Source organism: Pseudomonas sp. 2(2015), assembly GCF_000955865.1.
Taxonomy (GTDB): Bacteria; Pseudomonadota; Gammaproteobacteria; order Pseudomonadales; family Pseudomonadaceae; genus Aquipseudomonas.
Genome location: NZ_JYOF01000022.1, coordinates 60899 through 86283, shown reverse-complemented (window position 1 = coordinate 86283; position 25385 = coordinate 60899). Strand labels below are relative to the sequence as shown.

The following is a 25385-nucleotide window of genomic DNA, read 5'->3' as shown; positions in this document are numbered from 1 at the left end:
CCGGGATTAGTTGACCACTACAGTGCTCCTGAAGCCGCGGATGTAAAGTATCGTGCTAGAGGGGATATCTTGATCCCTTATATTGAAGTCGCCATTCCATTAGAGTGTATAACATCCATTACAGTCGGGCCAATGAAGTATCAAGAAATGGCCTATCAGTCAATGAAGGAGTTCGTGGGGAAAATCAGTCGAGACAACTCCATCGATGGCACTATTCGGGTAGATAAATCTGCGACGCCTTACCGAGCTACTTGAGGCGATGCTTGAAGGTGTGCGGTGTTAGCTACCGCCGCATGCACCAAGGCGGGCAGTCTTCCTGTGAAGATCCCTTTGCAAGCCGTGAGGGGTTCAAGAAGTGGATCGATGATATCTACGGCGCGAGTCTGCCATCGTGTGCATGGGCCAGGGACTGGGAGCCTTCCGTGGATATCTGCTTCGAGGTGTGCGAGGACATGGACAAGAAGGCGCTGTCTCCGGTCGGGGCGGTTTTGTACGAAATGAAGGAGGCCGCTTGAGGGCTTATTGCGTTCCCGCACGCGTAGTGGCATTAGAGTTTTGCATATGGCAAACACTTCAAAAAGCCCGGCTTAAAGCCGGGTTTTTTTGCGTGTAAATTTTAGACAGACGCTCACCAAGATCGTTGCTACAGGCCGGTGGAGGTAGTTGGGCTGAATTGCACGCTAATCAAGTGCGTCCGCTCTTCGTCGTTCTTATCGCCCAAGCCCACAGATGCGCTTCCACCTATTTTTTTGGCTTTAATCGAAAGCTCGACTGTTTTGTCTTCGGAGAAAGAGGTGTTTTCCTTGAGCTCTATTGATGCCTCGGTGCACCCCCCGTGCTCTCTTGCAAAAACGACTGCTTTCCATGATGGCTCGAACGCTAGCCAGAAAAATGCGCTGCGATCAACTTGCTTTGAGGCATTCCAAGGGCATCCGCTAAGACTGAATACTCTCATATCGGAGGTAACAGCGGTGAGTTGGGAATTGGCCTTGTAGCCTGCTTCGGCAGATGCTATCGGACCCGCGTTTAGAGAACCGCCTGAATCAAAACGACTTCCTTGGCTACCGGATGTCATTTTGGTGATGCTGATCCGTGTCGCGCCGAGAGATACCAGAAGCCTGATCAACTCCGATTCCCGCTCTTCCATGACATGTGAATCATAGCTTTCGCTTGGGATGTAAAGATTTTCCGTTTCTGTGATGGGAAAGTCAGCTAGAGGGTGGCGTCTGTATGACTTTCCCGCCATCGGGTGCCCAGGTTGGAATCTATATCCAGAAGCTTTCGCCTCAGTTGGAGTGAAAGTCGCGCGCTCCACAAATGCGGCAAGCAGCTGTTCCTTATCGGCTCTTACAGCCTGATCCTCTCCAGCATCGCCGCTCACAAGGCTAGTCAGAGCCGGGATGCTGGAAATAGCGGCTTGGACAACGGAGGTAGGAAGCGGCCACAGAAGATCGTGAGTGAGCGCGATTGCTAATGACCCTAGCGGTTTTTCGGATGGCCCGCGTCCCACCATTGTGAAGTTCTGGGAAGAGGCATCGTCTTGCTGCTTAGGTTTAGCCAGGTACTCATCAATGATGTAAATGGTATCAAGCACGGCTCCGCTCCAATTGAGTTTCCATACGGTATGGCCAGATGGCCGATTCAGAGTGATTGTTAGATATCGGCAGCGAAAACGGGGCCTTTACACCGGGCGTGCAGCCTTCGTTTGGTAGTCTAAGGCGCCGTCCGTTCTGCGACCAATCCGGGGGATACACGTTAAGTCGACTCGACAGACACTACTAGGCGCTTACCGAGCGCAGCCAAGGCTTTCTCAATCGCTTCCATTTTCGAAGTGTGCAGGAAGTCGACCAAGCGATCGCCCTGGGTCTGGGCCAAGCCCAGCAGACGGCACAGATCGGCCTTGCGCATATCGCGGGCCATCATCTCGTTCCACAGCACGATCTTCGCCACAGTCACCGCTGGCAGCTGCACGACGTGCTGACCAGGTGCTGGCTCGGACGCGGCAGGAATGGCGCGACGTTGATCCACGTAGAGCGACAACGCGGTTTCAATCCCGTCCACGGCCTCCCGCAGCGCATCAGCAATATCGTCGCCGGCACTGTTGAGCTCTGGCAGGTCGTCACAAGTAACAGCGACACCTGGGTTTTCGTCTTCGTGAATAGTCACGGGGTAATCAAACATTTCTAGCCCTCCACTCGGCGGCTCTCTGTTGAATGTTTGCGGGTGATGAATGCGAGTGAGCTGGGGCTCATTCAAGCCCCAGCTGTTTGATGATTCCTTTGCGGGTTGGCTCTTTCATTTCCTTTGAGCCGTGGTCCGCAAAGACCGTTTGCTTGCCGTTTGGGGCGGTGACTTTGAAGTGGCTTCCTTTGCCTGCTTCGAAGGTCACCCCTTGGGCCTTCAACCATCGCCTGAACTCGCTGTACTTCATCACCTCGCCTCGTTGTTTGGATGAATCCAGTATACTACTAATTTGTGGTTTTACAACGTTTTTGTGGTATTTATTCCAGGCCCAGTCATTGAGCTGGGCTTTTTCGTTTTCGGCTCCGCCACATCCATTGCTCCAAGCTGGGAGTGCTGCTGGGGCCGTTCCAATTCCAATCGTGCCCATCGGAGTCGAGCGCATGGAGCTTTTTCACCGCCTGCTCGAAAAACTCGACTGGGCTAATGCGGGCCTCATCGGGGCCGTTGTCGCCAGTTGGTGGCACCGGGATGACCAGACTGACCGAAAGGCCTGGCTGCTGTTCCTGTCCACGGGTGCTGCCTGTGCGCACTACCTGACCGGCATGGTCAGCGCCTACTTCGGAATTGTTGAGCCTCGGAGCGTTGCCGGTGTCGGCTTCCTCCTGGGTACCTTTGGTGGCTCCCTCATCGCCGCCATTCACCGTGCAATCAAAGCCGCCGACCTTTGGTCTCTGATCAAATCCAGGTTCGGGGGAGGTGCGGGATGATCCTCGAGTACATCAACGGTGCATCCGCTGGCGTGATCGCCATCTGGGCGACCTGGTGCGTGCTGAGCGGCAAGGTGCGGGACGGTGTGATCGGCAAGATCATCTATGCCACCATCGTCCTGAGCGGCTACGCCATCCTTGCCCGGGCGGATCGTGGGTTCTTCACGCCATCGATGGCCGGGACGACTCTGTACGACACCCTGGCTATGGCCGGCGCTCGGCATATCTTCATCGTCATGTACTAGCAGCGGGTCAAGGAGGGCTGTGCCGCACGCTGAATCGCGAGCATTGCCTGATGGACTGCCGATATGGCCGGGGCGGGATTGAGCGACGCAAACCGTAGCTCGCGCCACAAATTCACGGTGCGCCGTTTCGTGGCGCGGGAGTGATTATGAGCAGACCGATGTCGCCGGCCGATCTGCTCGAGTCGCCTTGGCTGATCCTCCGGCCAGCCCCTGATGTTTGGGGGTGGACGGGGATCGGATCAAGCGCAATCGGTGCTGTTGTTTTGCGATCGCCTGCCGGCAAAGTGATGAAGTTCGGGATTCGCTTGGCAGCGGACGGTCTTTTAGGCTGGGTGAACAGAGGCCGATTGACGCTCTGCCAGATTGACATCTACGTGATAACCTCGACAGTCCATTGGATCCAGGTTCTGGAGGTTTAACATGACGTTTGAGATTGGCGACGTGGTGATTATGAAAAGTGGTGGCCCAGCCATGACGGTGGTGAATTTGTACAACGATGAGCATTCTGGCAGGCCGCAGGTACGCTGTTCCTGGTTCAACAGTGCTGAGGCACTGCAGTATCAGAGCTTCATCCCAGAAGCCCTGAGAAAGATCGAAGAGTAGAGAGAGTATCGTTTGATCCCGCTTCATGCGGGGTCTTTCTTTTTTTCGAGGTGCTGATGACAACTAAGCAACCCGACTGGAAGGCGATCGAGCGAGCCTACCGGGCCGGGTTTCTTATTGATTAGGCCTTAACCATTTGCCAGAAGGCGAATCCTCCAAGAGCGAGTATCAGTACTGACTTCCAGGTGAAGAGCTTTTTCAGCGATGGCCAAACTGCGACCGTGCAGAGGATCAAGATCACAGCAATCTCTATTTTTTGCATTCCGTAGCTCCACTTACTCTGTGAGCCTCCTATCCTCTGCGGTTAATTCGTCCGTGAGAGTCGTATTCGCCCCACTTTTCGGTCTGAAATTGATTCGCGTGCGTTTTGAATATCAGGCGACTGATGGAAAGACCTATTCCTCCATAATCACTGCTTGGGCTTTCAGAGCTCTCTAATTTCGGTATGCGTCTGGCCCCAGCCTCTGAGGTGTGGGATTAGATCAGCCGCCAGACCCTGGCTAATGCTGGGAGCATCCACAACGAAGAGCGCGTGCACCTCATCGACGCGAATGTTGGCGTGCTCTGGGCATCCTTGGATTCGCTAAGCAGGGCCGGGTGGTGCTGGGCTAGGCGGAGCAGGTTATGTTCCGAGCTGGCGGCTGGGGGCCACACTGACCGCGGGGAACATGCCGATAACGATCGGAGTACCAGACCTCGGCCTGGTGGTGTCATATTGGCTGTCCAGCCATTGCAGGTATTGCTTTGCCTGCTGCTCATTCAGCTTCAGTCGAATGGTGATGTTGCTCATATCGGTCACCAATTGAATGCAGTTTCCCCTTACCGGGGGGCAAGTTTCGCGTGCTGGAGCGCCACCAGTTCCGGGGGATGGACTTCACCGCCCAGGCCGAGACGATCCGCCAGGTGACGCGCCGCTTCTGGGTCACCTATATCGGTATCGATACCACCGGCCTGGGCAGCGCGGTAGCCCAACTGGTGCGCCCGTTCTTCCCGGCCGTGCGAACGTTCTCCTACAACCCCGAGGTCAAGGCACGCCTGGTGATGAAGGCGTGGGACGTGATCAGTAAAGGCCGGCTGGAGTTCGACGCCGGCTGGACTGACCTTGCCCAGTCCCTGATGGCCATTCGTAAAACAGTCACCCCTGGCGGTCGGCAGTTCACTTTCGTCGCCGGGCGCAACGACAACACCGGCCACGCTGACCTGGCGTGGGCGCTCTTTCACGCATTGCACAACGAGCCGCTGGAGGGCCAGACCGTGGCCAACACCGGCATTATGGAGATCTATTGATGAACAGCCCCCAGGAATTGGCCAGCACGTCGACCGCAACAGAACGCGAGCTCCTGGCCCAGAGCAAGGGCGGGCAGTCGATGGCCTTCACCTTCGGCGATCCGGTACCGGTGCTCGATGGCAGGGAGATCCTCGACTACCTGGAATGCTGGTCCAACGGCCGCTGGTATGAGCCGCCGGTATCCTTGGACGGGCTGGCCAAGTCGTCGAAGGCGAGCGTCTATCTGCAGTCAGGCCTGATCTTCAAGCGCAACGCGCTGGCCCGCACGTTCATCCCGCACCGGCTGCTGAACCGCCAGGCCTTCGAGCAGATCGTCATGGACTGGGGCTGGTCGGGCAACCTGTACCTGGAGAAGCGCGACAACATGCTGCGCCAGGCCATCGGCCTGCAGCCGTGTCTGGCCAAGTACATGCGCCGAGGCAATGACCTGGTCACCTACCACCAGGTGCGCGGCTGGAGGGACGAGCACGAATTCAAGGCCGGGAGTGTGTGCCACCTGCGGGTGGCGGATATCAACCAGGAGATCTACGGCCTGCCCGAGTGGCTGCCGGCTTTGCAGAGCGCGCTGCTCAACGAGAGCGCCACGCTGTTCCGGCGCAAGTACTACCAGAACGGCAGCCATGCCGGTTTCATTATGTACATGACCGATGCTGCCCAGAATGAGGACTTCGTTAACGATCTGCGCACGGCGATGAAGAACAGCAAAGGGCCGGGCAACTTCCGCAACCTGTTCATGTACGCACCAGGTGGCAAGAAAGACGGCCTGCAGTTGATCCCGATCAGTGAGGTGGCAGCGAAGGATGACTTCGGCGCGATCAAGAACATCAGTCGTGATGACCAGCTCGCCATGCTGCGCATCCCGCCGCAGTTGATGGGGGTGGTGCCGCAGAATGCTGGGGGCTTTGGATCGATCCGCGATGCTTCAGAAGTGTGGGCTATCAATGAGTTGGAGCCGGAGCAGGCACGGATTCTGCAAATCAACGAATGGTTAGGGGAGGAGGTGGTGCGCTTCCGTCCTTATGAGGTTCCAGTAACCCAATGAGTTAATGTCTGATTGCGTAACACATGAACCGTCTGAGGGTGGCCTTCTGCTCCCACGCCGTACTCGCGCAACATTTAGCGCAGGGCTGGAGATCTTCAGGAGATTGCTTTCCACCGGATAAAAACAACGCGGGCCGCCAATAGGCAGCCCGTAATGTTGATCCCTGTTAGCCAGTTTCCCACGTCCTTCAGGCGGCTTTCAGTCGTACTGTTACTTCAATTTCCAGATTGGCGCTGGCTAACATATTCACCAGTGCATCCAGGGAGAACTTGTCGATTTTCCCTTTTAGCAGGTCATTCAAACGCGGCTGGGTCACATGCAGCCGCTGGGCCGCTTCTTTCTGTGCAACGTCCCAAGACTTGACGGTCCGGGTGATTGCTCTCATCAACTGAGAACGAATGCGCAGATTTTCAGCCTCTTCTGGCGAGTCAACCAACGCATCCCACACTGAGGTAGAGCGTTCGTTTGCCATGGTGGTCCTCACTTTTTAACTGCTTTTTTAATAATATTTACTTTCCTGAGTAGCTCTGAGTAAAGGCACTCGCCCCCAGCACCCGCCGGTGAGGGGGCTGCCCCTGAGTCAGCCCAGCGATTTCAGCCTGGCTTTTGCCAGATCGATATCGCGCTTTTCCGTCTTTTGTGTGGTCTTGTGGAACGCGTGCAACACATAGATCGCTTCGGGTCGGTTGACCACATAAAACACGCGAAAAGCCCCATCTTCACACTTGATCCGGATCTCTTGCACTCCCGGCCCAACGGTCTTCATTGGCTTCCAGTCGTCCGGCTCATCGCCGTCCTGTAACACTTCCAACTGGTAGCCTGCCCGCTGCCTTGCCACTGGCGGAAAATCCCGCAGGTCTTCCTTACTGCTGCCCAACCATTCGATTGCCTTCGTTTTGCGGTCCTGCATAGAGTTTCCTCCGCCGACTTCGTCGACTTACATGATTGTTGACCTTTGCGGTATCCATACGATTTCCTCAGTTGTAGTTGGCTGGGTACTTCGCTTGCCCGAATTGGCTAATCTGCGACGATTTTTCACACCAGCCCGATGACTCTATATCTGTTTCGATATAAATGTCAACAGCCCGCTCTGAGTGACGGGTTTCGCTCTACCCGTAATAGGTGCTGCTCTCTTGTTTGTCGGTGGAGGTATTCCACCTGGCGCGCGCACTCGTCCCCCCGCCACGCCGGCGGTCTAAATGTGCCGTTTTTTCTGCACCCCTGCGGATCGCTCGCGTCGCCCCAGGCTCTGGGCTGCTGGGGCATAGCTAGGGCGGCGAAACCCTGCGAATCCCTGCATTCCCCACCGTTTCTCCAATGCGTCGACTGTGGTGCTTCTGGGGCCTTTTTCAGGAGCACCCTCTCGAAGAGGTAATTTTGGTAAGGGGGTAGGTCGGACAGGCTTGGAGGCCTTGATTTACAAGGGGTGCAGCGATTACCTGAAAAGGTAATTTGAGGTAATAGAAAAGGTAATTTTGCTCTAACCTATTGATTTTAAAGGGAACTACGTTTTCCCATTTTAACCGCTCACAGAGGTAATTCACTTACCTTTCAATTACCAAAAAATTACCTTTAGTAAATTCACTCAACACATTGTTCTGTAAGGGATTTCACGCCTTCAAAAAAATCGGTTACCTAAATTACCTCTTTTTGATGGGTCAACCTGAAACGCGGATAACCCCATGGAGAGGGTACCGCGCAGGTCTTGCTCACAAAGGCACTGGGAACACCTTGGGAACAAAAACACGTCGACACGCGCCTGCACACCCACGTAAATCAAGGCCTGCAGCCCGGCGCGAGCCTTTACGTTGAGTTCGAATCTCTACGCTTCCGCCATCTTCAAAGCCCTGATTATTCAGGGCTTTTTGCGTTTCTGAGGGTCGAAAAACAGGGCCTTGGGAACACGCTTGGTATATCGCTTCCAATTCGGCAAGGAATCGCTTCGAAGACGTTCACTATTTTGCCTTCTGCGTGCGCGCTCCCTTCTCCGGAATCATGTCCGTTTCGTTCATACCAGCCTAGCCGGGATGGCATGCTTCGTTGACGCAGGTGATATGCTTCACTTCTTTCCAGGCGGGGAGAGCTGTAATGAGCAAAAGGCTGGAACAGCTTCAACAGTGGCTCACACCGCGTAGGCGGCTATGGATGGGCATAGCTCTGATTGCAGTCACTATCGCTGTGCCAATTCTCAGTCCAGGAACCACTGTCAGTTGGCTCATAGGGCCTGCGAGCGTTTTCTTCGTGGGTGCCTTTATGCCCGCTACGAACGGAAAATGATAAGGCGCTCGCGGGCATCCGGCAGATGGTTTTGGCGGTACCTTGGAATGTGAGTTTACCGGAATGGCAACTGCCTCGAGTCCGTCACCAGAACGGGCTGAATAAAGCCTTCAATATCACCACCCAGCCACGATTGTTCTGTTCTTGATAGGTAAAACTTAACGGCTGCGCCAAATTCGTCGGTCGACGCTACTGCGATCAATGTCTGTTGTGGATACTGTGTGCGCCACTGCTGAAACACGGCGTTGATCAACAGCAAGGCCTGTGCAAGGTGATCGTCCTCGAGGTAATCGTCGATCCGCAGTGAGTTGACCCAGCATTCAATGCTTGTCTCGTCCGGGCAGAGCGCTTTTTGCAGAGTTCCAAGTCTTTTCTTGAAAGCGGTCAGTAAAAAAGACTGCTCTCACTCACTGAACCCTTCCGCGATCAGTTCATTCAGCTCATCTGGCAAATTTTTACCACTGAGCGTTACTGCCTCAAGCGCTTGGCGCATCAGCTGATTGATGACCACCCCGTTTACCGCAGGCTCACTGTTTTTGGGTAGGCTGGGGTCTTGCACCATGACATCCTTGTATCGTTGGAAGTAGGCCGACTATCGCTAGAAGGGGATGATTTACTTCGTACCACCAGCCCGGACTCGCTAGGATGGGCTGAATTTGTATTTTTGTCAGGCGATAATTGGATGTTCCAGGACTTAAAAGACAGTGCCCCGCACAGCAGCATGCTAAGCAAACTCCAGCCTGTTGCCTCATCAATGCTTGCACACCTGAGCGAATGCTATCCGTCTCTTCCCGAGGATTACAGCGCCTTCCTGAAGGAATTCGGAAGCGGAGCAGTAGGTGCGGAGCAGCCGCTGTTCATTCTGTATGACGGTCTGCTAGCGCCGAATGAAATTTACGATGCTGACAGTGCCACCGCGCTGGAGGGAATTCTGTTGTTCGGTGATGACATGCAGGGCTACTGCGCAGGCTTCGATACCGACAACGCCTGGCAGGTAGTCGAGATTGATCCGCTCGATGGGCAGGCTCATGTAGTTGCCGCCAGTTTTCAGGAGTACCTGCGCGATCTGTTGAATTAGCGGCGAGGCTCTATTCCCTCCGTAGTTACCGTCGTTGTATTCAAGCGCTCGCGTTTGCGAGAAGCCGACAGCGAACTGTAGTGGAGGGCGAAGCCTTTTGCTCGATCGCAGAGCACCAGGCGTTGTGCCAGGGGGCGTGTCGACTCATCCACGCGTGCATCCACTCAGATATCAGCGTTGGTTGCATGCACTGCTTGAGCTTTCACCCCAAATAACCGGTCAGCTATCCGCCGACCTCGCTCCAGCCCCTCCGCCGTCAACCAGATCGATTTACTCTTGTTTATCGGATCATTAATGAAGCCCTGCTCATGCAGTCGATTCATGATCTCGAAATCGAACCCTTTCCAGGCATTGCCATCGTCGGAACTAAAGGCTACCAACAGGGCAAGCACTGCATCTTCAATCAGTTTGTCGTCGTATTCCATGATCGTTGCTCCGCTCGTATTTGAGTATCGCGCATGAAATCCAGTAGCAATTGGCAGCCCTGCGCGGCGGTACGCAGAGCCAATAACAATATACCATCAGAATCTCCGCCGTTTCTGCCACCAGCCTCAATCACCAGCAGATGCCCGAAGCCGATAGCGAACAAAGCGCACGCCATCCAAACAAACTTCCCCGTCCGGCTGAAACCCTAACCGAAGCATCCCCTTGACCCGTGTTCTGCTAGGCGCAAGCAAAACGGTAACTGATTCCAGCCCCATCTCCTGAAAGGCTCGCCGAACGATCTCAGCAAAAATCGCTTTGCCACAGCCCCAATAGTCCGGATGTAAAACCAGCGCCAGGTCTGCATCACCTTCTGTTAGCTGCAGCCCACCCCAGCCGGCAAATCGTTGATCCACCGTGAACGCCCACGGGCCATAGCCATTGAGCAGCCACTGCGACTCTTTCTCGGCGACCCACGCTGCGCATTTGGCTTCGTCAAAGTCGGGGCGGCCCAAAGGCATGTGGCGCAAGACCCGCGGGTTGTTGTTGAGCTCAATGATGTCGGCGCTGCTGATTTCACTGAGTCGCTTGAATTGCAGGTCCATGCTTTGCCTTTTCCGCAATGTTTGATGCACAGGTTTGCACTCGCGCAGGCCAACCAATCTAGCCGGCGGGCTTGAAACTAGCAGCCCCTTTCGCAAGCTCAACCGCAGCAGTAATCGCTGCTCGCGCTTGCGGGCTGTTCTTCCAGCAGGTCGAGCCCAGTGCCGCCGAGGCCTGAGCCAGTATGTCACTGACATCCGCATTGCCCAGTTCTGCCAGCGATTCAATCCCCATCTGTTCGAGCCGGGTAATGACGGTTGGGCCGACGCCCTTGAGGGTGAGCAATGCAGCTCGTTCATTCGGTGAAAACGGCATTTGCGAAATCCTTTTCTGGGTAGCCTGGGGAATGGTCAGGTATAAAAACACTGCAACTTGGTTTGGGTCGATGCACAGACCTGTGCCTGAAACTTCGCATCGTCCGAACTCCAGCACAACGCGTAGCCATAACAATTGGGCACGTGGTTGGCAATCTCATATGCCCGCCATTGCGTCATTGCCTGGCCATCAATTGTCTCTGGCGTGTACTCAAGTAACCAGGCAACAGCATTGATGAACTGCCCATGGGAGAACACTGCAATATCCTGGGCAGGATGTGCGGCAAGTTGTTCCAGGAATGCCTTCGCCCGAGCCACGAAGTCCAAAAACGACTCCGCTCCGGCGCCATCCCTGAATGCCGGGTCTGATCTGGCCCAGTACGCTTCAACCCAGTTGCGACGTTGGGCCACTGTCGTGTCGGCACAGCGCGCAGGTTCTAGGTAGGTGAACTCTTGCACAGCCCAGGTTTCGAACGGCACGGCAGGGAAGGCGGTGGCCGTCGCCCTGGCGGTTGCCTGGGCTCGAAAGAATGGCGAGGCAACAATTAATTGCGGCGCCTGGGTGAACGAATGGGCCACCCGCTGCGCTTGTTCGATTCCCTTTTGAGTAAGGGCAATGCTCGCATGATCGCGACTGGCTTGGCCTGCGTTGGCAGCGCTTTCGCCGTGGCGAATCAGCTTGATATGCTTCATTGACGACCTGTCTTTTCAACGTGAGTGTTGATTGTCCTGTTGCGCAGCATAACGGCAATCTGGTTTAAGATGGTGCATCATGGCTGACTGCCATGCAGCCATAAAACAAGGAGGTTTGACATGAGCAACCCAAGCAAAAAGCCTTTCATCCTGGCCGGCGCGCCACTGATTGCCATGGGCTCGGGCTTCATTGCCGTGGGGTTATCCGGGCAACCTGCATTTGCTTACACCGGTCTGGGCTTGCTAATACCCGGCATCGTACTGGTTGCGATCGAATTCTATTCGAGACGTCGACGGGCTTGAGTGAGCCGCGACAGCATTCGAAGATAAGGATATCCGTGCACAACCCACAACCGACCGACCCCGCTGAACGCCCTGCAGCAAACCCGCCCGATACATTGATGAACTGGTCGATCAAGGCGCGCCTGATTGCGCCCAGGGACCTGCGCAATGGCATCCTGGCGATGACCATCGCAGTGCTCGGGGCGGCCGGTATGTTCAGTTGGCTGGGCGCCGACAAGTGGGTCTACGGGCTATGCGCGATGATGTACGTCCTGATGCTGCTGTTATTAACGGTCAGAACCCACCTTTCATTCCAGCTCACCCGCGACGGCATAACCATCAGCAAGTACGTGCGCTCCGATCGCGCCGCCAGGATCACCATCGTCGTGGTTGTGGTAATCGAGGCGCTGCTGATGCTCTGGCTGGCCGTGGCGACCGGCACCTGGTGGTTGTTGCTGACGCCGCTGTTTATCGCTTATATCCTGTTCACTCGCGAGATGGTGCCGCCTTCGCCCGAAGCCTGTGCGAAACATGAACATGGCCCCGGGTGGGAGCAATATCGCTACCTGACCATCGACCGCAAGCGCCGGATCCTGGTCCCGCATATCAGTAACCTGTCCATCGGCTTCGAACTGCGCCTGCCCGACATAGCGATGTTCGAACAGTGCCTGGCGCTGTTGCGTGAGCTGTTACCTGCCGAGGTTGAGTATCTGGAGCGGGATTGGGAGTTTGCGTGATCTGCAGCGGGGCGGTTCAAACAGCCGCTCAAATGAACCCCTCAAAAAAACAATCCCCGAATACCGGGGATTATTTTTACGTGGCGCTAAGCAACTTATTGCTTCCCCGTTCCCGCCGGCAACGCATAAGCAATGATGTAGTCGCCCACATCCGGCGAATGGCTCATGCCGCCCGCCGAGATCACCACATATTGCCGGCCGGTGGCCGGCGACTGGTAGATCAACGGCGCCGCTACAGCACCGACCGGCAGGCGGGCTTTCCACACTTCTTTACCGGTGGCCGAGTCGAGCGCGCGCAGGTAGTAATCCTGGGTGCCGGCAAAGAACACCAGGCCGGACGCCGTTGAGGTCGGCCCGCCAAGGGTCGGCATGCCCAGCGGGATCGGCAGGTGGGTTTTGATCCCCAGTGGGCCGGTGTCCTGGACAGTGCCCAGCGGCACTTGCCAGACCAGTTTCTGGGTATTCAGGTCGATGGCGCTCATACTGCCGAACGGCGGGCTGTTGCACGGTACGCCCAGGGGGGATTGCAGAATATCGATTTTCACCCCGCCATAAATGCCAGCAACTTGTGGGCGAATGGTGCCCATGAAGCCAGGCACTTCATCGGTCGAGACTTTAAACTTCTTGGTGTTTTCCTTGGTAACCAGGGCCATACGCAGCGGCACGCGCATGTCGTTGACGAACATCATGCCGGTGTTTTCGTCGATGGAAATACCACCCCAGTTCATGCCGCCCAACAGGCCCGGCCATTCGATGTAGGGTTTTTCGGTTGGCGGGGTAAAGGGGCCGACGTAGACGGAGTCCTTGAACATGATGCGGCAGTACAGTTGGTCGAAGGTGCTCACGCCCCACATGGACTTTTCAGTCAGTGGCTCGGCACCAATCACCGGCATGCCCACCGAGTGCGGTTGGGTGGGCGCCAGGTGTTCGCCTTCTGCAGCAGGTGCGGTCGGCACCGGGCGCTCCTGCACTTCGGTAACCGGCTGGCCGGTTCGGCGGTCCAGTACGAAGATGTTGCCGGTTTTACTGGTCTGGATCAGCACCGGGGTTTTTTCGCCCTGGGCATTCTTGATGTCGTACAGCACCGGCTGCGATGGCAGGTCATAGTCCCACACGTCGTGGTGAACGGTCTGGTAAACCCATTTCGCTTTGCCGGTCGAGGCATCGACGGCAACCACGGCCGAGCCATACTTTTCCTTGGCCTGGTTGCGGTCGCCACCCCAATAGTCGGGCGGGCCGTTGCCGGTTGGCAGGTAGACCAGGTTCAGTTCCTTGTCGAAAGTCGGGACGGTCCAGACGTTAGGGGTTTCCAGCGTGAAGGCGTGATCGGCGGCGGTGGTATCCGCATCCTCAGGCGCGCCGATATCCCAGGCCCACACCAGTGCACCGGTGAGTACGTCAAAGGCCCGCACCGCGCCGGAAGGTTCTTTGCCGACGATGTCGCGGACCCAGCCACCGACCACAGTGAGGTGGCCCATGACCACCGGCAGGGAGGTCGGGTGATAGCGCTTGCTGTTCTCGGTCGGGCCCATGCCTTTTTTCAGGTCGACGAAGCCGTTGTCGCCAAAGTTCGGGCACAGGCTGCCGGTGTGCGCATCGAGGGCAAACAAGCGCGCATCGACAGACGACACCAGAATGCGCTGACGGCATTGTTGCTGATCGTTGTAGGAGGCTTTGACCTCAGTGCTCAGGCTGTCGTCCTTGTCGATGTCGTAATAGCCCACGCCGCGGCAGGTGACGTGCTCGGCACTGCTGGCGTGCGGGTCGAATTTCCAGATCGGCTTGCCGCTGTCGCCGTCGAGGGCGGTGATCAGGTTTTCCGGGGTGCATGAATACAGCACGTTGCCGATCTGCAGCGGGGTGTTTTCGTCGACACCGGCGCCATTGCCGGTGGTCCTGCGGCCGGTGCGGTAGATCCACGCCACTTGCAGGTCCTTGACGTTGTCTGCGGTGATCTGGCTGAACGGCGCAAAGCGCGTGCCGGATGCACTGCGGCCAAAGAATTCCCAGTTTTCAGGTGCGGAGGCGGGCGCTTTGGGCGCGGGCGCACCGGTGCTAGCGACCGGGTTGGAGATCGCGCCGTGCGGATAGAACGCAGCAACGAAGGTTGCGATCAGCGCCGCAAACACGACAAAACCGCTGCCGTTGGCCAGGCGCCGGGTGTTCGTTGCAGTACCTGGGAACGCAGCACCGACCCACAGGCTCAGGGTCAGGATAATCGCCGGAACCACCAGGCGCGGCAGCAGTTGCCAGTAACTAAACTGGCCCACTTCGTAAAATGCCCAGGCACAGGTTACAAGGGCGATAACCACGGAAAGGGTAATGCCACTGCGTTTGCGCCAGAAAAACAGTGCCGCCAGCAGTAAGTAGGCAAGGCCGGCGATCAAGTAATAAGTTGATCCTCCCAGTATCACCAGTTTGAGGCCGCCATATAGCAACGCCAGCGATATCACTAGAACCAGCAGGGAAAACAGCACGCTCGCGGTCGTGGCAAACTTCCGGGTTTGCGTTCGAGGGTCATCCGTCATTGTTTATACGTTCCGTTAGTCATAGGCATTGCACGCACGCAGTGCGCAAGGCTCGGGGGGAATTAAGTTGGCAGCATCAACGCCTGATAGGCAGCGCTGGTCAGCTGGGAAGCGGGGCAGGGGCTTGGCCTGGAAACTGATTTCAGTTTAGGCCGAGGGTGTTTGCGGATAAACGCCCGGGGCTGAGAAGCTTTATTGGTGAAACAGTAACAATGGCGTTTGCCGCACAAGCAATAAGCGCTAATGGCGGTTATCATCCGCGCCCGCAGGTGTACTGCGGATGTCTTGGTCAAGGAGCAGGCTTGTAATGAGTCGAAGTGCGGCAGGGAAGCTGATGGTGGGTGCGGGTATCGGGCTGTGTGCACTGCTCGCTGTGGCCTTGTTCAAGGAGCCCAGGGTGGTGCTGGCGCAGTTGCAGTTCCAGGGCGGTGCCCATCCTCGCGGTGACGCCGGGCAAGTGCACGAGGTTTACCGCCAGGCCGTCGAGCAGCTGTTGGCCACCCAGCACATCGATACGCAACGGTTGCAGATCGAACTCGATCCCCAGCACAGTGACACCCTTGTGCTGCGCGGCCCTGAGCCTGCCCTGAGCGCCGCGCAACGCCAGGCCCTGGCCGGCCAGTTCGATACCATCCTGAAGGCGCGCAAGGCGGTGGTCTCCAGCGTGCAATTGCAGCTGGACTACAGTCAGGCCAAGCGCCTGAATGCAGCAGGGAGGGAAATCGGCCCGGCGCCTGCCAACGTCGTCGCGATGGGGCGCAAGGTTATACCGCTGTGGTTCGACTTGCCCTACGAAACGAGCCTCGATACCCGTATCAGCGACAGCGAGCGGCGCCATGCCTTTGCCGGTAGCCGCACGGTCAACGCCGAGGTGAGCTGCCAGCTCGACAGTTTCGTGCAGAGCGCCTTGCCGTTCGTCATTACCGGCTTCAAGGCCGATAGCGCGCAACTGGAAGGCGGCATGGACATTCTCACCCACGACAAGATGACCCTGCGCGTGCCTGCCAGCCTGTACTTTGACGACCGTGACTTGCGCGAGCGCCTCGAGGCGGGAGGGCTGAAGGTCAGCATGGGAAGCCAGATGTCCTACGGCAAGTTTCGCTCGACCTGGCTGACCATTGAGTTCGGATCACTCGGCGAGCACCCCTACCAGCCCTTTGATATGGCCGACGCTGGGCGCCAGGGCCTGCGCGAGATGTGTGGCGATTACGCGTATCAGGCCGGGCGGCCGTTTTCGTTCTACTACGGGGTAGGGCTGGACCGACTGCAAAAGGTCAGTTTTGCACCGCAGGTCGATGCTCGATGATCTAACCTCCTGTATCACGCAGAGCCACAAATGAATGGCGCACGGGAGCAATCGTATGGGCAGTGGATCACAGGCCACCGAGCAAAAATTTCCGTTTCCCAAAGAAGTCGTGCTCGAAGCGCTAGGCGAAGTCCTGCCGAATCTGGGGCTGCAAGCCACGCACGTCGACATGTTCATCGGCAGAATCGATGTGTCGGCGGGCATGTCGGCGTTTTCCTGGGGCGAACGGGTGACCATCGTAGTTGATGATCTGGAGCCGGGCGTTTGCGTTGTAAGAATCGAGTCGTCCTTGAAGGTCGGGGCGAACCTTCCTGGCAATCATCGGCACCATAAAAATTTCTCCAGGATCATTTATGCGCTGAGTGATTACCTTCAGCTCGGGGAGAAAGGAGAGAGAAAATCGAACCGGGCAGTTCTGGATCAACAACTAAGTCGTCGCAGCGAAGCCGCGTCCAGGGTGACGTCGATAGTGTGGGTGTGCCTGATAGCGGGAGTGGTTTCATTTTTCTGGTTTAGTTGAGTGCACTGAGTAAACCAGACTGCCGTGATAGAATTCGCCGCGCTTTACCCACCGTGTCATTGAAAGGACTCAGCAACGCCATGTACTTCCCGATTGAATTCTACAACGCCCTCACTTCGCAGTTCTGGACGCCGCTGCTGGCCGCTGTGCTCACCTGGATTCTGCTCTGGTTTCGTAGCCAGTCCTACGACGGCACCGGCGCCTGGACCCTGGGCTTGATCGTGGTGCTGTGCGCGGTGGCGTTCTTTCCCAATGGCTACCACGCGCTGTTCAACACCGGCCCGACCTTCTACAGCCATGACCGTATTTATGCGCCTGACTACTCGGCAAAGTTCAGCGCCGATGTGCTGCTGACCCTCGCCGGTATGTTGGTGGGCATGCTTGCGCGCAAAATCGTTATCAGCCTGCGCTAATCGCGAAACTTCACCACCTGGTTGCACTTGGGGCACTCGATCAGCTTCTGGGTGAAGACCTCGTGGGGCAGGAAGCCGCGGTGCATCAACAGCCCTTCACCCGGCTTGTACAGGTGGTGCATGGAGGTGTTGCATTCCGGGCAGCGCACGAACAGCGCGGTGAAGAAGAACAGGCAGAGGCTGACGATGGCAAACACTGCGTAGGTCTCGAAGTATCGCGTCGCATCACGGTCGAACAGCACCCAGATCATGTAGAGGCCGCCGGTCCAGATGCTGAGGTTGAGCTCCACCTGCATGGCGATGGCGAGAAAACGGTTCTTGAGGGGTTTCACCAGGATCATCCATTGATCGTTCAAAGGCGGGGCCGCGCGCGGGGATGCGCGGGCAGTACGGCGGCCATTGTACTTCGCCAGCGGCGAAAACGCCTGCTCCCGAGCGCAGCGCTCGGGAGCAGGGCGGCGTGCCTGGGGCTCAGCGGGTACCGAGCTTGCGCAGGTTGCCGGGGGTGAACTCGTCGGCGGCAAAGTTGCTGGCGTTGAGCTTGGCCGGCTTTTGCTCGTCGAGCAGGCGATCGACCAGGTAGGAGCCGGCGATCAGGTCGTGGTAGATCCCCAGGCGCGCGTGGAAGCGCTGGATCTCATAGGCATACACCGAGGTCTGCATGTTGGTGCGCCACAGCTGGCCACGGGCGTCGAAGTTGTCGGCCAGGGTAGCCGCCCAGCTGTCTTCATCGATGTAGATCAGGCGCTTGGCATAGATGTGCCGGGCAGATGGCTTGAGGGTTGCCTGCAGCACCCACACCCGGTGTTTTTCATAGCGCATCAGGTCCGGGTTGATGTGCCCGCTGGTGGAGAGGATCTGCGCGGTGTTCACCTCGGGGCTGTCGATCTTGTAGTTGTTGTAGGGGATGTAGATTTCTTTTTTGCCGACGATGCTCCAGTCGTAGCGGTCGGTGGCACCGTTGAACAGGCGGTCTTCATCGTAGACGCGAAAGCCGCCGGCACCGGTGGGCGAATCGTAGCCCACGGTCGGCGCCCGGCGTACCCGGCGCTGGCCCGGGGTGTATTGCCAGGCCTGGCGCGGTTGGGCGGCGGCGTTGATGAATTCGTGGCCGACGATGATCTCGCCTTTCTTGCGCACCGGCTCAAGGGTGGTGAGCAAAAAGTCGGTGAACACGCCGTTGACGCTTTGCGCGCTCTGCTTGGGGTCGGACCACAGCGAGTAGATCTTGTAGTTGACCTTCTCCAGGGCCTTGTTGTTGTCGGCATACACCACCACCTGCTGGTAGTTGGCCTCTTCGGTGACCGCCCGTGCCTGCATGTTGTGGTTGAGGATCAGCTCGTTGCCGTTCTTCGGGATCGGGAACGGCGAGGCGCCGAAGGCGTTGAGGGCATCGTTGCCGTCGGCGCTGAGCGTGGCGTTCAGTGCGTTGCGCGTGAGCGCATCTTCGCTGGCCTGGTCGACCCTGAAGTCCCGATGGCTGGGGTAGACCGGGATCTTGAACGAGTTGGGGTAGCGCTTGAACAGCGCCTTCTGGCCGTCGGTGAGGTTGGCGGCGTATTGCTCGACGTTCTGCGCGGTGATGGTGAACAGCGGTTTTTCGTCGGCGTATGGGTCGGGGTAGGGCGTGCCTGGGCCGGCGAATTTCAGATGCGCCGGCAGCCCGCGCCATTTGCCGGTCCAGGCCGGAATGCTGCCATCGGCGTTGCCGGCGCGCTCGGCGCCGACCGGGGTCAGGTCCTGGCCCAGGCGCGCGGCATCGTTATTGCTGACACTGGCGTGGGCCAGGCTTGCGCCGAGCAGGGCGGCCGCCAGGGTGGTGCGCAACCAGGGATGCGTGAGAGTAGACATGCGGTGCTCCTCCATCAGGGGCTTCAGAAGCGGTACTTGAAGTTGAGGGCGACGTTGTCGCGGTCGGCCAGGGGCGAGTTGTTGGCGTTACCCAGGTAGGCGTTGTAGAGCGCTTCGACGGTGAAGTTGCCGAGGTAGCGCCAGGTGGTGCCGATGCTTGCGCGCTCATCGCCTTGCCCGGCATTGATCGAGCCGGTCAGGGCGCTGTCGTGCTGGGCGGCGCTGCTGTAGGTGACCGGTACCGACATGTCCCAGCCGCTGAACACGTCGTTGTAGTCGAAGGTCGCCTGTACCGTGTAGCCCCAGGCGTCGCGGTCCAGCACCAGGCTGTCGGTGCCCGGCAGGGTCAGGCCGGGGGCCAGGGTCAGCGGGGTCGAGGCGTCGTTGTCGAGCACGGTGTTGTAGACCAGCTCGCCGACCAGGGTGGTGTTGTCGGCAAAGGCGGTCGGGCCGACCACGTGGATCATCGACACTTGGGCCTGCAGGGTCTGCGCCCGCACCGGGCTTGAGAAACCGTTGTCGACCATCACCGGCGCGCCGTCGCGGTAGCTGACCTCACCGGCGATGCTGGTGTCGCCGAGCACGGTACCGAAGCTTGCGCCGTACTGGTCGATGTTGTCGAAGTAGCGCACGCGGTAGTGGCCCAGGTCGGTCTGGAAGTCCAGCGACGGGTTCTTGTCGTGGTAGCGCGAGTAGTAGAGGCCGAACTCGGTGTTGTTCAGCGACTCGGCGGTGTAGCGCAGGGCCACGCCGTACTGGCCGCTGTCACTGGGCTCGTCGTCCTTGAGGCGGGTAACGAAGCCTGAGGCGTCGCTGAAACCGCCGCGGTCGATCAGGTCGGTGCTGGAAAAATAGCTGCCGACCCCGAACAGGTCGGTCTTCTCCCACTTGTACTGGTAGTAGGCTTGCAGCTCCAGGGCCTCGGTCAGGCTGAACTGGCCGAACACCTGGCCGACCGGCAGCAGCACTTCCTTGACCTCGACCCCGGGGGTGGTGGCCTTGGTCGCATCGACCGGGCTCTGGGCCGCAGAGATGCCCGGGTAGAACAGGCTTTCACCCCAGCTCACCACCTGATCGCCGACCCGCAGGTTGAGGTTGTGGCCGCTAACGTCCCAGCTGCCGTAGGCATAGGCGTCGAGCAGGCGCAGGTCGTCGCGGTGCTGGTCGATGGTGTCCTGGGAGAAGCGGTCGGCGCGCCGGCAGTTGCCGCTGGCCAGGCAGTTGGAGGCACCGCTGCTGTTGTCATTGCCCTGGTCGTAGACGTTGTCGTAGAAGCCGGCAGCGCGCACGAACAGGCCGTAGTTGTCCTGCCATTTGAGGTTGGCCTCGGTGAGAAAGCCAACGCGGTTGTTGATCAGGCTGCCGCGGTCGAAGGCGTTGTCGCCATCGTTGCCGTCGGCGTTGGCCACCAGCTTGTGGTCGCGGCCCTCGGTACGCCAGGCCAGGCTGTAGGTGAGGGTGGTGTCCCAGTCGATGCTCAGGTCATCGTTGGCCTGAAAGGTCAGGGCGCTGGCCGGGGTGCCCAGGCCGCCGGCCAGCATCAGCATCCCCAGGCGCACGCAGGTATTGAGTGAAGGTGGGGCGATTGTTGTTTTTATCATGTCGTCCTCATGCCGCGGTCAGACCTGCCCGACCGCTGTATTCAAGGTGGGAGGTGAAGCTGGAGGCGACTATGGAATCCCCTTGGCGGCGCAACATCGTCCAAGCGGACTAAGCGATGCCGCCACGTGCGCCGGACGCTGGCGCTAGTCCCATCGGACGATGTTGGCCTGTGCCGGGCACCGAACAATCAATGGGCCAATGCCCCCGGCCGACCGCCGGCGCGGCCTGTTGTCCATTGCCCTGAACAAGGTGAGCACATGAACGAAGCCGGGATCGACTGGGACCACTGTTGCGACGTGCTGGTGATCGGTTCGGGGGCCGGCGGCATGACCGCCGCCCTGCGCGCCCATGACCTGGGGCTCAAGGCCCTGGTGATCGAAAAAAGTAGCGAATACGGCGGTACCTCGGCGGTGTCCGGCGGTGGTGTGTGGATCCCCAACAACCCGCGCATCAGCGCCCTGGGCGGGCACGACTCGGCCGAGGAGGCCGTCGCCTACCTCAAGGCCGTCACCCAGGGCGAGATCGACGACGGGCGCATCGAAACCTACGTCGAGCAGGGCCGGTGCATGCTCGAATACCTCGAACAACACTCGCGGGTGCGCTTCGAGGCGCAGCCACACTATGCCGACTACTACCCCGAAGTGCCGGGCGGCAAGCCTGGCTACCGCTCCATGGACCCCTTGCCGTTCGACGCGGCGCAACTGGGCGACGAGTTCCTGAAGATGCGCGCGCCGTCACCGGGCACGCTGATGATGGGTCGCATGGCCATGACCATGAAAGAGGCCCAGGTGCTGCTGTGTCGCGGCAACGGCTGGCTGCGCCTGACCTTGCGGGTGATGTGGCGCTACTGGCGCGACCGCACGGGCCGCAAGCTGTCGAAACGTGATCGCTTCCTGACCCTGGGCAACGCCCTGGTCGGCGCCTTGCGCTGCTCGTTGCTCGACCGCGAGGTGCCGCTGTGGCTCGACTGCGCGCTGGAGCAACTGCTGATCGTCGACGGGCGCATCGGCGGCGCCCAGGTGCGCCGCGACGGCAAGCTGCTGCGGATCAAGGCGCGTCACGGGGTGGTCATCGCCGCCGGCGGCTTCGAGCGTAACCAGGCGATGCGCGACCAGTATCACCCGCAGCCCTCGCAAGCGCGCTGGAGCGCAACGCCGCCGCACAACACCGGCGACGGCATTCGCGCCGGCCAGGCCGTCGGCGCGCGCACCGCGCTGATGGAGCACAGCTGGTGGGCGCCGACCACCCATGTGCAGGGCGAAGAGAAGCAGCGCGCGCTGTTTGTCGAGCGCACCTTGCCCGGCTGCGTGCTGGTCAATGCCGCGGGCCAGCGCTTCGTCAACGAAGCGGCGCCGTACACCGACATCGTCTACGCCATGTATGCCAACAACCGCGAAGGCGCCAGCAGCGTGCCGTGCTGGATGGTCTTCGACGCCAGCTTCCGGCGTAAATACCCCTGTGGCGCGCTGTTGCCGGGCTATGCCCAGCGCGACTGGCAGTTGCCCCGGCACCTGCGCGACTACTTCCACAAGGCCAACAGTCTTGAAGCCCTGGCGACCAGCATCGGGGTCGATGCCGCAGGCCTGGCGCGTACTGTGCAGCGCTTCAATGCCATGGCCAGCCTGGGTCGCGACGAGGATTTTGCCAAGGGCGAGTCGTTGTTCGACCGCTATTACGGCGACCCTGGCGTGCAGCCCAACCCGTGCCTGGCGCCGCTGCTGCAGGCACCGTTCTACGCGGTGCGGGTCGATGCCGGCGACATCGGCACCAAGGGCGGCTTGCTCACCGATGTGCATGCGCGGGTGCTGCACGAGGACGGCCAACCGATCCTCGGCCTGTATGCCATTGGCAACAGCGCCGCATCGATGATGGGCCGTACCTATCCGGGGGCGGGGTCGACCCTCGGCCCGGCCATGACCTTCGGCTACCTGGCCGCCAACCATATCGGCGCGTTAGCCAGTAATCACCAGGCCCAGGCGGCGCTGGTTTCTTGAGGATGCACCCCATGAGTACACAACACAGGCAGGTTGCCGTGGTCACCGGCGCCAGCCGCGGTGTCGGCCAGGGTATCGCCCTGGCCCTCGGCGCGGCCGGCATGACCGTTTACGTTACCGGCCGAGCCCGCGGGCAGGGCGGTTCACATTTGTACGGGCATGCCCTGGACGGCGACCTGCAGGCCACCGCCGAGGCCATCAGCGCGGTGGGCGGGCAAGGTATCGCGGTGACCTGCGATCACGCCGACGATGCCCAGGTGCAGGCGCTGTTCGCCCGGGTGGAGCGCGAATGCGGGCACCTGGATCTGCTGGTCAACAACGCGGCGTTCATCCATGACCAGTTGATCGAACCGGGGCCGTTCTGGAGCAAACCGCTGGCGCTGGCGGGCATCCTCGACGTCGGCCTGCGTTCAGCCTATGTCGCCAGCTACCATGGCGCGCCGCTGTTGCTGCGCAGCCGCCAGGGGCTGGTGTGTTTCACCTCATCGTTTGGCGCTGGCTGCTACATGCATGGGCCGGCTTATGGCGCGCAGAAGGCCGGCTGCGACAAGCTGGCCGCCGACATGGCCATCGATTTCGAAGGCCAGGGCGTCGCCGCCGTGTCGCTATGGTTAGGCCCGCAACTGACCGAGCGCACGCGGATTGCCGGCGAGCAGCATGGCGAGCAGTACCAGGCGTTTCTTGCCGATGCCGAGACCCCGCAGTTCAATGGGCGGGTGATTCATGCGCTGCTCAATGACCCGCAGTTGATGCGCTATTCCGGGCAAACCCTGATCACTGCCGAGATAGCCGCTGGGTATGGCATCAGCGAAGCGGGCGGGCGCCAGCCGCCTTCCCATCGCGGCTTGCTCGGCGACCCGCGCCAGCAACATCCGGCGCGGGTGATCTGAGCGGCGGGTTACGACCCCTGCGGGGGGCTTGACCCGCGATGAGGCCAGTCCAGCCCGCAAATCAATATTGCCGGAATTACGTCCGCTGCGTGCTTGATTGCCGGCAAGCCCCTCATCCCTTTATCCATTGCTGAGCTTTAGCAATCCTGCGCCTATCATCAGCCATGCAAAGCCAACAATAGACAACCAGGAAGAGATGATCATCTTACGCTTGAGAGGGGCCGGGAATTCTTGCAGTTCACCTGGATCGAACAGCCCTTTGCGGATGCAGAACCCGGGATAAAGCATGGCGCCGCTGACTGTGTTTACCAGATGCCAACGTGACCTCAAGCTGGCGTTGCCAAAATGGGTAGTTCGATTTTGAAGCCGCCAGCTGTTGGGTAGTGCCGAGAGCATGACATTGAAGTCACGGCCGCAGGTGATCTGGATACTCATCGCTAAACCGATGAACGCAAGCGTGAACGGAGAAATCATGAAAGCGACAGCCCACCATGAATACCAGAACCCGCTCATGGCCTTGTTAGTCCAAAAATCACATCCCCCACCCATTCTCCTCCCATTCCAACACCTGCAGCGCCAGCCAACGATCCTCCTCCGACCAGGACAATCCCGCAAACTGCTCCCCCAACGCCTGCTGTCACGGCTGCTGTCACGGCTGCTGTCACGGCTGCTGTCACGGCTGCCACCGTGCCACACGTTAGAAATGCTGCGAGGCTTCCAGCTCGTGCGCCGTAAATACCTCCAAGCAAACCGCCAGTTAAACTACCGGTTTGTGTGTAACGGATGCGCTTACAAGATTCCGTCTCCCCGACCCGACAAGCATCGCGCACCGTCAACCACGACGCCGTCCCACCCAGGCCAATCCCGACATACCCACCATACTTGAGGTATTTGGCCGTCTTCGCCACCTGCTCCAGATGCGTCGCATACCCCGGAATCTGCCCGGCCCCGCCGGAACGGTTCCAGTGGTGTACCAGGCTGCGGGTCGAAATGCCCAGGTCCTTGCGCAAGCTGTCGTAGCTGCCAAGATTCAGCTGCTTGTTCAAAAAGGCACTCTTGAGCTGCGCGTCGAGCTGCAAGTACAGCCGCTGGCGGGCATTGAAAAAGTCCGGGCTGTTCAAGCGGCCGTTGCGGCTGAACTCACGCTGGTGCAGTTGCTCGATGCTGCGCAAGGTTGCTTCGACCTGGCGCAAGCCCTTTTCCAGCATGTCCTTGCCCACGCCCATGGCCTGGCTCGCCCCGGCGGACAGCCCGGCAATCTCGGCCTGATGGCGCATCATGAAATTGGCTTCCTCAACACTCAGCGCAGCCAGGCTTTCGCGCACCTGCGCGGCGGCCGTCATCAGTTCGGCCTCTTCGCGGGTGCAGGCGCTGGTGATGTCCGGGTCACCGATGACGAAGATTTCCCCGGCTTTAAAGCCTGTGGCAAAGGTCGGGTTAAGCCGCAGCAGGGCCAGCACCTGGGTGCCTGACATGCTGCGCGGCACGATGTAGAAGCCTGGCTGCAAGGTGGAACTGGTGGCGGTTATCGCCGGAGCAGGGGATAAAACGGAAGAGGGCGTCCTTGTCATGCGCAGGTTCCTTGGGCAAAGAGGCCCGGAACCTAGCACTGGCATTCACGCCTTGGCGCACCGTCGAACGGATTCGGAAGCGTCCCACAGTAAAATCGGATTCATCGCCCTGTGGGACTGGCAACGCATCAGGTGGTGTCTGGATTACGACCCCTTCTGGCTCAATCGCCGGCC

29 protein-coding genes and 2 pseudogenes are annotated in these 25385 nt (G+C 59.1%); 14 read left to right on the top strand and 17 right to left on the bottom strand.

What is annotated here, in order from left to right; genetic code table 11:
- Positions 1-255, top strand: a 255-nt coding sequence (locus UB48_RS28270) for a hypothetical protein (RefSeq protein ID WP_275560800.1), incomplete at its 5' end; no start/stop codon positions are given.
- A 388-nt stretch (positions 256-643) separates the two neighbouring features.
- Here UB48_RS28270 and UB48_RS24790 read toward each other — a convergent pair.
- The 3 genes from UB48_RS24790 to UB48_RS24780 all read right to left on the bottom strand — a co-directional run bounded on the left by UB48_RS24790 (position 644) and on the right by UB48_RS24780 (position 2431).
- On the bottom strand, positions 644-1594 hold the full coding sequence (locus UB48_RS24790; RefSeq protein WP_045201680.1) for a hypothetical protein: 951 nt from the start codon (positions 1592-1594) through the stop codon (positions 644-646).
- Between the two features lie 161 nt (positions 1595-1755).
- Positions 1756-2181 carry a type II toxin-antitoxin system HicB family antitoxin gene (locus UB48_RS24785; RefSeq protein ID WP_045201678.1) on the bottom strand — a complete coding sequence of 142 codons (426 nt, stop codon included), beginning with the start codon at positions 2179-2181 and terminating at the stop codon, positions 1756-1758.
- 67 nt (positions 2182-2248) lie between these two features.
- A complete protein-coding gene (locus UB48_RS24780) occupies positions 2249-2431 on the bottom strand; it encodes a type II toxin-antitoxin system HicA family toxin (RefSeq protein WP_045201677.1) in 183 nt (60 codons plus the stop codon).
- Between the two features lie 193 nt (positions 2432-2624).
- Between UB48_RS24780 and UB48_RS24775 the strand changes: the two genes are divergently transcribed.
- From UB48_RS24775 to UB48_RS24760, 3 genes and pseudogenes are all read left to right on the top strand, one after another.
- Positions 2625-2951, top strand: coding sequence for a hypothetical protein (locus tag UB48_RS24775; protein ID WP_045201675.1), 327 nt, complete (start codon positions 2625-2627; stop codon positions 2949-2951).
- Positions 2948-3294: pseudogene (locus UB48_RS24770) on the top strand (hypothetical protein). Before UB48_RS24775 ends, UB48_RS24770 begins: the two are co-directional and overlap by 4 nt.
- A 322-nt stretch (positions 3295-3616) precedes the next feature.
- Complete coding sequence (locus UB48_RS24760) at positions 3617-3799, top strand: YodC family protein (protein ID WP_045201671.1); 183 nt, start codon at positions 3617-3619, stop codon at positions 3797-3799.
- Positions 3800-4421: 622 nt separating this feature from the next.
- Here UB48_RS24760 and UB48_RS27845 read toward each other — a convergent pair.
- Positions 4422-4589, bottom strand: coding sequence for a hypothetical protein (locus tag UB48_RS27845; RefSeq protein ID WP_156160251.1), 168 nt, complete (start codon positions 4587-4589; stop codon positions 4422-4424).
- Between the two features lie 29 nt (positions 4590-4618).
- On the opposite strand from UB48_RS27845, the pseudogene UB48_RS24750 reads away from it, so the two are divergent.
- Positions 4619-5086: pseudogene (locus UB48_RS24750) on the top strand (terminase); the annotation flags it as partial.
- Entirely contained in the window at positions 5086-6129 is a 1044-nt protein-coding gene (locus tag UB48_RS24745; protein WP_045201667.1) for a phage portal protein, read from the top strand. The pseudogene UB48_RS24750 and the gene UB48_RS24745, both read left to right, overlap by 1 nt.
- Before the next feature lie 187 nt (positions 6130-6316).
- Here UB48_RS24745 and UB48_RS24740 read toward each other — a convergent pair whose 3' ends face one another.
- The 3 genes from UB48_RS24740 to UB48_RS27840 all read right to left on the bottom strand — a co-directional run bounded on the left by UB48_RS24740 (position 6317) and on the right by UB48_RS27840 (position 8965).
- A complete protein-coding gene (locus UB48_RS24740; protein WP_045201697.1) occupies positions 6317-6601 on the bottom strand; it encodes a helix-turn-helix domain-containing protein in 285 nt (94 codons plus the stop codon).
- A 108-nt stretch (positions 6602-6709) separates the two neighbouring features.
- The gene (locus UB48_RS24735) at positions 6710-7039 is read right to left on the bottom strand and encodes a type II toxin-antitoxin system RelE/ParE family toxin (RefSeq protein ID WP_045201665.1); all 330 of its coding nucleotides are present in this window, start codon (positions 7037-7039) and stop codon (positions 6710-6712) included.
- A 1770-nt stretch (positions 7040-8809) separates the two neighbouring features.
- A complete protein-coding gene (locus tag UB48_RS27840) occupies positions 8810-8965 on the bottom strand; it encodes a hypothetical protein (RefSeq protein WP_156160250.1) in 156 nt (51 codons plus the stop codon).
- A 123-nt stretch (positions 8966-9088) separates the two neighbouring features.
- On the opposite strand from UB48_RS27840, the gene UB48_RS27140 reads away from it, so the two are divergent.
- Entirely contained in the window at positions 9089-9484 is a 396-nt protein-coding gene (locus UB48_RS27140; RefSeq protein WP_052676575.1) for an SMI1/KNR4 family protein, read from the top strand.
- A 164-nt stretch (positions 9485-9648) separates the two neighbouring features.
- Here UB48_RS27140 and UB48_RS24725 read toward each other — a convergent pair whose 3' ends face one another.
- From UB48_RS24725 to UB48_RS24710, 4 genes are all read right to left on the bottom strand, one after another.
- On the bottom strand, positions 9649-9909 hold the full coding sequence (locus tag UB48_RS24725; RefSeq protein WP_045201663.1) for a DUF6429 family protein: 261 nt from the start codon (positions 9907-9909) through the stop codon (positions 9649-9651).
- Positions 9910-10035: 126 nt separating this feature from the next.
- A complete protein-coding gene (locus UB48_RS24720) occupies positions 10036-10512 on the bottom strand; it encodes a GNAT family N-acetyltransferase (protein ID WP_045201661.1) in 477 nt (158 codons plus the stop codon).
- Positions 10513-10570: 58 nt separating this feature from the next.
- A complete protein-coding gene (locus tag UB48_RS24715; RefSeq protein ID WP_045201659.1) occupies positions 10571-10825 on the bottom strand; it encodes a helix-hairpin-helix domain-containing protein in 255 nt (84 codons plus the stop codon).
- Positions 10826-10860: 35 nt separating this feature from the next.
- A complete protein-coding gene (locus UB48_RS24710; RefSeq protein ID WP_045201657.1) occupies positions 10861-11517 on the bottom strand; it encodes a histidine phosphatase family protein in 657 nt (218 codons plus the stop codon).
- A 120-nt stretch (positions 11518-11637) separates the two neighbouring features.
- Between UB48_RS24710 and UB48_RS24705 the strand changes: the two genes are divergently transcribed.
- Both UB48_RS24705 and UB48_RS24700 read left to right on the top strand, forming a co-directional pair.
- Entirely contained in the window at positions 11638-11820 is a 183-nt protein-coding gene (locus tag UB48_RS24705; RefSeq protein WP_045201655.1) for a hypothetical protein, read from the top strand.
- A gap of 35 nt (positions 11821-11855) precedes the next feature.
- The gene (locus UB48_RS24700) at positions 11856-12536 is read left to right on the top strand and encodes a hypothetical protein (RefSeq protein ID WP_156160249.1); all 681 of its coding nucleotides are present in this window, start codon (positions 11856-11858) and stop codon (positions 12534-12536) included.
- 95 nt (positions 12537-12631) lie between these two features.
- Here the strand turns inward: UB48_RS24700 and UB48_RS24695 are convergent, their stop codons facing one another.
- Positions 12632-15064 carry a membrane-bound PQQ-dependent dehydrogenase, glucose/quinate/shikimate family gene (locus tag UB48_RS24695; RefSeq protein WP_045201651.1) on the bottom strand — a complete coding sequence of 811 codons (2433 nt, stop codon included), beginning with the start codon at positions 15062-15064 and terminating at the stop codon, positions 12632-12634.
- A 307-nt stretch (positions 15065-15371) separates the two neighbouring features.
- Here UB48_RS24695 and UB48_RS24690 point away from each other — a divergent pair, with 307 nt between their 5' ends.
- The 3 genes from UB48_RS24690 (at position 15372) to UB48_RS24680 (ending at position 17303) form a co-directional block, all read left to right on the top strand.
- On the top strand, positions 15372-16370 hold the full coding sequence (locus UB48_RS24690; RefSeq protein ID WP_156160248.1) for a hypothetical protein: 999 nt from the start codon (positions 15372-15374) through the stop codon (positions 16368-16370).
- 55 nt (positions 16371-16425) lie between these two features.
- Complete coding sequence (locus tag UB48_RS24685) at positions 16426-16890, top strand: hypothetical protein (protein ID WP_052676574.1); 465 nt, start codon at positions 16426-16428, stop codon at positions 16888-16890.
- Positions 16891-16970: 80 nt separating this feature from the next.
- The gene (locus UB48_RS24680; protein ID WP_045201648.1) at positions 16971-17303 is read left to right on the top strand and encodes a hypothetical protein; all 333 of its coding nucleotides are present in this window, start codon (positions 16971-16973) and stop codon (positions 17301-17303) included.
- Here UB48_RS24680 and UB48_RS24675 read toward each other — a convergent pair.
- From UB48_RS24675 to UB48_RS24665, 3 genes are all read right to left on the bottom strand, one after another.
- Entirely contained in the window at positions 17300-17635 is a 336-nt protein-coding gene (locus tag UB48_RS24675) for a hypothetical protein (protein ID WP_143013296.1), read from the bottom strand. The two genes, UB48_RS24680 and UB48_RS24675, sit on opposite strands and share 4 nt — an antisense overlap.
- A gap of 139 nt (positions 17636-17774) precedes the next feature.
- Entirely contained in the window at positions 17775-19154 is a 1380-nt protein-coding gene (locus tag UB48_RS24670; protein ID WP_045201646.1) for a DUF1329 domain-containing protein, read from the bottom strand.
- A gap of 23 nt (positions 19155-19177) precedes the next feature.
- The gene (locus tag UB48_RS24665; protein WP_045201644.1) at positions 19178-20755 is read right to left on the bottom strand and encodes a DUF1302 domain-containing protein; all 1578 of its coding nucleotides are present in this window, start codon (positions 20753-20755) and stop codon (positions 19178-19180) included.
- Between the two features lie 258 nt (positions 20756-21013).
- On the opposite strand from UB48_RS24665, the gene UB48_RS24660 reads away from it, so the two are divergent.
- Entirely contained in the window at positions 21014-22750 is a 1737-nt protein-coding gene (locus UB48_RS24660; protein ID WP_045201642.1) for an FAD-binding protein, read from the top strand.
- 11 nt (positions 22751-22761) lie between these two features.
- Positions 22762-23640 carry an SDR family NAD(P)-dependent oxidoreductase gene (locus UB48_RS24655; protein ID WP_045201640.1) on the top strand — a complete coding sequence of 293 codons (879 nt, stop codon included), beginning with the start codon at positions 22762-22764 and terminating at the stop codon, positions 23638-23640.
- Positions 23641-23760: 120 nt separating this feature from the next.
- Here UB48_RS24655 and UB48_RS24650 read toward each other — a convergent pair whose 3' ends face one another.
- Positions 23761-24153, bottom strand: coding sequence for a hypothetical protein (locus UB48_RS24650; RefSeq protein WP_156160247.1), 393 nt, complete (start codon positions 24151-24153; stop codon positions 23761-23763).
- On the bottom strand, positions 24150-25211 hold the full coding sequence (locus tag UB48_RS24645) for a hypothetical protein (RefSeq protein WP_045201636.1): 1062 nt from the start codon (positions 25209-25211) through the stop codon (positions 24150-24152). The genes UB48_RS24650 and UB48_RS24645 overlap by 4 nt, the downstream gene beginning before the upstream one ends.
- Positions 25212-25385: the final 174 nt, after the last annotated feature.

Coding starts and splice junctions, on each gene's coding strand:
- UB48_RS24685 (WP_052676574.1), top strand. CDS start 16,426: ATGGGCAGTGGATCACAGGCCACCGAGCAAAAATTTCCGTTTCCCAAA.
- UB48_RS24710 (WP_045201657.1), bottom strand. CDS start 11,517: ATGAAGCATATCAAGCTGATTCGCCACGGCGAAAGCGCTGCCAACGCA.
- UB48_RS24660 (WP_045201642.1), top strand. CDS start 21,014: ATGAACGAAGCCGGGATCGACTGGGACCACTGTTGCGACGTGCTGGTG.
- UB48_RS24715 (WP_045201659.1), bottom strand. CDS start 10,825: ATGCCGTTTTCACCGAATGAACGAGCTGCATTGCTCACCCTCAAGGGC.
- UB48_RS24655 (WP_045201640.1), top strand. CDS start 22,762: ATGAGTACACAACACAGGCAGGTTGCCGTGGTCACCGGCGCCAGCCGC.
- UB48_RS24740 (WP_045201697.1), bottom strand. CDS start 6,601: ATGGCAAACGAACGCTCTACCTCAGTGTGGGATGCGTTGGTTGACTCG.
- UB48_RS24780 (WP_045201677.1), bottom strand. CDS start 2,431: ATGAAGTACAGCGAGTTCAGGCGATGGTTGAAGGCCCAAGGGGTGACC.
- UB48_RS24695 (WP_045201651.1), bottom strand. CDS start 15,064: ATGACGGATGACCCTCGAACGCAAACCCGGAAGTTTGCCACGACCGCG.
- UB48_RS24745 (WP_045201667.1), top strand. CDS start 5,086: ATGAACAGCCCCCAGGAATTGGCCAGCACGTCGACCGCAACAGAACGC.
- UB48_RS24720 (WP_045201661.1), bottom strand. CDS start 10,512: ATGGACCTGCAATTCAAGCGACTCAGTGAAATCAGCAGCGCCGACATC.
- UB48_RS24650 (WP_156160247.1), bottom strand. CDS start 24,153: ATGAGCGGGTTCTGGTATTCATGGTGGGCTGTCGCTTTCATGATTTCT.
- UB48_RS27845 (WP_156160251.1), bottom strand. CDS start 4,589: ATGAGCAACATCACCATTCGACTGAAGCTGAATGAGCAGCAGGCAAAG.
- UB48_RS24735 (WP_045201665.1), bottom strand. CDS start 7,039: ATGCAGGACCGCAAAACGAAGGCAATCGAATGGTTGGGCAGCAGTAAG.
- UB48_RS24670 (WP_045201646.1), bottom strand. CDS start 19,154: ATGTCTACTCTCACGCATCCCTGGTTGCGCACCACCCTGGCGGCCGCC.
- UB48_RS24665 (WP_045201644.1), bottom strand. CDS start 20,755: ATGATAAAAACAACAATCGCCCCACCTTCACTCAATACCTGCGTGCGC.
- UB48_RS24680 (WP_045201648.1), top strand. CDS start 16,971: ATGTACTTCCCGATTGAATTCTACAACGCCCTCACTTCGCAGTTCTGG.
- UB48_RS27140 (WP_052676575.1), top strand. CDS start 9,089: ATGTTCCAGGACTTAAAAGACAGTGCCCCGCACAGCAGCATGCTAAGC.
- UB48_RS24705 (WP_045201655.1), top strand. CDS start 11,638: ATGAGCAACCCAAGCAAAAAGCCTTTCATCCTGGCCGGCGCGCCACTG.
- UB48_RS24760 (WP_045201671.1), top strand. CDS start 3,617: ATGACGTTTGAGATTGGCGACGTGGTGATTATGAAAAGTGGTGGCCCA.
- UB48_RS24785 (WP_045201678.1), bottom strand. CDS start 2,181: ATGTTTGATTACCCCGTGACTATTCACGAAGACGAAAACCCAGGTGTC.
- UB48_RS24725 (WP_045201663.1), bottom strand. CDS start 9,909: ATGGAATACGACGACAAACTGATTGAAGATGCAGTGCTTGCCCTGTTG.
- UB48_RS24645 (WP_045201636.1), bottom strand. CDS start 25,211: ATGACAAGGACGCCCTCTTCCGTTTTATCCCCTGCTCCGGCGATAACC.
- UB48_RS24775 (WP_045201675.1), top strand. CDS start 2,625: ATGGAGCTTTTTCACCGCCTGCTCGAAAAACTCGACTGGGCTAATGCG.
- UB48_RS24690 (WP_156160248.1), top strand. CDS start 15,372: ATGAGTCGAAGTGCGGCAGGGAAGCTGATGGTGGGTGCGGGTATCGGG.